This is a genomic window from Oerskovia sp. NPDC060287, from assembly GCF_042726775.1.
Taxonomy (GTDB): Bacteria; Actinomycetota; Actinomycetes; order Actinomycetales; family Cellulomonadaceae; genus Oerskovia; species Oerskovia merdavium.
The window spans coordinates 1-2,941 of the sequence record NZ_JBHXBO010000224.1 but is presented as its reverse complement, the minus strand read 5'-3'; the positions used below and the strand labels follow the sequence as shown (position 1 = coordinate 2,941).

Genomic DNA, 2,941 nt, shown 5'->3' with positions numbered 1-2,941 from the left:
TCGATCCCGTGGGCCCCACGGCCGAAGTAGATCGTGTTGAGGTAGTTCCCCAGGATCTCCTCCTTGGGCTGTTCCTGCGTGAGCCGCAGCGCGAGCATCGCCTCGCGGAACTTTCCGACGTAGTCCGACACCGTCGCGCCGGCGTAGTACCGCTCGGCGTACTGCTGGGTGATGGTCGACGCGCCCTGGAGGCTGCCCCCCTTGAGGTTGTTCACCATCGCGCGAGCGATGCCCTTGAGGTCGATGCCCGAGTTCGTCCAGAAGGAGCTGTCCTCGGACGCGACCACGGAGTTGCCGACGTAGTCGGGCAGCGTCGCGTAGTCCACGATGACGCGGTTCTCCTCCTGGAAGGTCCCGATCTCCGTGACACCGTCCGCGTAGTACACCGTGGTCTTCTGCTGCTGCACCGCGTAGGCGGGCTCGGCGGGGACCGAGGTCGTCGCGTAGGCGGCGATGACGATGCCGGCGACCAGCGCGGTCCCGGTGAGGAAGGTCCCGAGCAGCACGCGCCAGGACGGCAGCCAGCGACGGAAGCTCTTGACGTGGGAACGGGGGTAGTTGAAGAACCGGCGCTTGCGCGCCGAGGTGCCCGGGCGCGCCGTGCTGCCGGCACGCGCCGTGCCCTTCGTCTGCCTCGCGGAGCTCGCCACGGTTCACCTTCCTCTGGGGGTCTGTACCGGTCCGGACCTGTTCCGCACCGCCGCCCGGGTGTGGGCGCGCCAGGCGCAGAGCATGCATCAGACCACCCTGAACAATAGGGCGTCCTCCCGTGAGGACAAGGCCCCTCGAGGCCTGGTCCGCCATTGTTTCGCCACAGCCACGCCGCAGGTCCCCCAGTCCTTCACATCTGCTCGGCGGCGTGACATATTGCGCGGTACCGCGAATCCACCTAACCTGTCGATGTATCGACTCGATACATCGAGTAGTCGAACCACGCCCGATCCGCCCTCCGCGGTGACAGCCTGACCGAGGAGGAGGTGTCATGGCACGCAGCCGTTCCGACGTGCTGGAGACCGCGATCCTCGGCCTCCTGAACGAGTCCCCGCTGCACGGGTACGAGCTCCGCAAGCGGCTCAACCTGCTGCTCGGGTCGTTCCGGGCGTTCTCCTACGGTTCGCTCTACCCGGCGCTCAAGGCGATGGTCACGCACGGCTACATCGTCGGCACCGAGTCACCCACCACCCCTCCCCACGCGTTGTCGGGCAAGCGGGCACGCATCGTGTACCAGCTGACCGCCGAGGGCAAGGAACGTCTTCAGACGGTCCTCGCGACCTCGGGACCGGCAGCCTGGGAGGACGAGAGCTTCGACGTCCGGTTCGCGTTCTTCGCGCAGACCGACGCCGAGACCCGGCTCCGCATCCTCGAGGGCCGGCGCAGCCGGCTCACCGAGAGGCTGGAGTCGGTCAAGGAGTCCGCCGCACGCACTCGTGAGCGGCTGGACGAATACACCCTCGAGCTGCAGCGTCACGGCCTGGAACAGGTCGAGCGTGAGGTTCGGTGGCTCGACGGACTGATCACGACCGAGCGCGACCGTCGTCGCACCCGGCCGTCGAGCGGCCCTGAGAACCGTCACGGGCAAGACAACCACTAACTACGAAGCCGTCGGCGCGCAGCGCCCCCGGCACTGACAGCAAGGAGCGAGGATGTCCTCCATCCGCGTCGCCATCGTTGGCGTCGGAAACTGCGCATCTTCCCTGGTCCAGGGCGTGCACTACTACCGCGATGCTGACCCGAGCAGCACCGTGCCCGGACTGATGCACGTGCAGTTCGGTGACTACCACGTGTCCGACCTGGAGTTCGTCGCCGCTTTCGACGTCGACGCCAAGAAGGTCGGCTTCGACCTCTCGGAGGCCATCAACGCCTCGGAGAACAACACCATCAAGATCGCCGACGTCCCGCCGCTGGGCGTGCCCGTCCAGCGCGGTGTGACGAACGACGGTCTCGGCAAGTACTACCGCGAGACCATCGAGGAGTCGGACGCCGAGCCGGTCGACATCGTCGCTGCGCTCAAGGAGTCGGGCGCGGACGTGCTCGTCTGCTACCTGCCCGTCGGTTCGGAGATCGCTGCGAAGTACTACGCGCAGTGCGCGATCGACGCGGGTGTCGCGTTCGTCAACGCCCTGCCGGTCTTCATCGCGTCGGACCCCGAGTGGGCTGCGAAGTTCGAGGCCGCAGGCGTCCCGATCGTCGGCGACGACATCAAGTCGCAGGTCGGCGCGACCATCACGCACCGTGTGCTCGCGAAGCTCTTCGAGGACCGCGGCGTCGTGCTGGACCGCACGTACCAGCTGAACGTCGGTGGAAACATGGACTTCAAGAACATGCTGGAGCGCACGCGCCTCGAGTCCAAGAAGATCTCGAAGACGCAGGCCGTGACGTCGAACCTCGAGGGTCCCCTCGGTGGCAAGACCGAGGACCGCAACGTCCACATCGGCCCGTCGGACTACGTCGCGTGGCTCGACGACCGCAAGTGGGCGTACGTCCGCCTCGAGGGCCGCGCGTTCGGCGAGGTGCCCCTGAACCTGGAGTACAAGCTCGAGGTGTGGGACTCCCCCAACTCGGCCGGCATCATCATCGACGCCGTGCGCGCCGCGAAGATCGCCAAGGACCGTGGCGTCGGTGGGCCCATCCTCTCGGCGTCGACGTACTTCATGAAGTCCCCGCCGGTCCAGATGGAGGACACCAAGGGCCGTGCGGCTCTGGAGGCCTTCATCACCGGTGAGAACGAGCGCTGATCCGGAACGACGCAGAGGTTGAGGGCCCGGCACGCTCTTCGCCGGGCCCTCGACCGTCGCGGAGCGCAGGACCAGCGCGACCAGGAGAACCTGCGCTGATCCGTAGCGAGCCCGCGAGCGCAGGACCAGCGCGACCGTAAGTACCCGCGCTGATCCGTAGCACCCGCCGAGTTGTCAGTGCCAGCCCGGGCGACACCCCGTCCTGC

Annotated in this window: 3 protein-coding genes; 2 read left to right on the top strand and 1 reads right to left on the bottom strand. The window is 67.2% G+C overall.

Annotated elements, in window-relative coordinates; all coding sequences use genetic code 11:
* On the bottom strand, nucleotides 1-650 hold a 650-nt coding region (locus ACFWFR_RS16025; RefSeq protein WP_377623618.1), incomplete at its 3' end, for a transglycosylase domain-containing protein.
* A gap of 332 nt (nucleotides 651-982) precedes the next feature.
* Between ACFWFR_RS16025 and ACFWFR_RS16020 the strand changes: the two genes are divergently transcribed.
* Together ACFWFR_RS16020 and ACFWFR_RS16015 are read left to right on the top strand one after the other, a co-directional pair.
* On the top strand, nucleotides 983-1,591 hold the full coding sequence (locus ACFWFR_RS16020) for a PadR family transcriptional regulator (protein WP_056654029.1): 609 nt from the start codon (nucleotides 983-985) through the stop codon (nucleotides 1,589-1,591).
* 52 nt (nucleotides 1,592-1,643) lie between these two features.
* Nucleotides 1,644-2,735: an inositol-3-phosphate synthase gene (locus ACFWFR_RS16015; RefSeq protein WP_191801735.1), complete on the top strand. Its 1,092-nt coding sequence runs from the start codon at nucleotides 1,644-1,646 to the stop codon at nucleotides 2,733-2,735.
* The last annotated feature ends 206 nt before the right edge of the window (nucleotides 2,736-2,941 follow it).

Coding starts and splice junctions, on each gene's coding strand:
- ACFWFR_RS16020 (WP_056654029.1), top strand. CDS start 983: ATGGCACGCAGCCGTTCCGACGTGCTGGAGACCGCGATCCTCGGCCTC.
- ACFWFR_RS16015 (WP_191801735.1), top strand. CDS start 1,644: ATGTCCTCCATCCGCGTCGCCATCGTTGGCGTCGGAAACTGCGCATCT.